At 57.6% G+C, this 245-nt stretch carries 1 pseudogene; it reads right to left on the reverse strand.

The window, feature by feature from the left end:
• A pseudogene (locus tag NCS03_RS31070) lies at window positions 1-238 on the reverse strand (efflux RND transporter periplasmic adaptor subunit); the annotation flags it as partial.
• Window positions 239-245: the final 7 nt, after the last annotated feature.

The following is a 245-nucleotide window of genomic DNA, read 5'->3' on the forward strand; positions in this document are numbered from 1 at the left end:
GCGCAACCACCATGGAAACATTGGCTGTCATGCCGGGCTTCAGGCGGAGGTCCTTGTTGTCTACCCCGATCACGACGTTGTAGGTCACCACATTTTGCACTGCAATCGGAGCCAATCGTACCTGGCGGATGGTCCCGGCAAAGGGGACGCCCGGATAGGCGTCGACGGTAAATGAGGCTTCTTTGCCCTCTGTAATTCCCCCGATGTCCGATTCGCTCACGTAGGTGTCGACCTGCATCTTCGTG

Source organism: Caballeronia sp. ATUFL_F1_KS4A (assembly GCF_023630905.1).
Taxonomy (GTDB): Bacteria; Pseudomonadota; Gammaproteobacteria; order Burkholderiales; family Burkholderiaceae; genus Caballeronia; species Caballeronia zhejiangensis.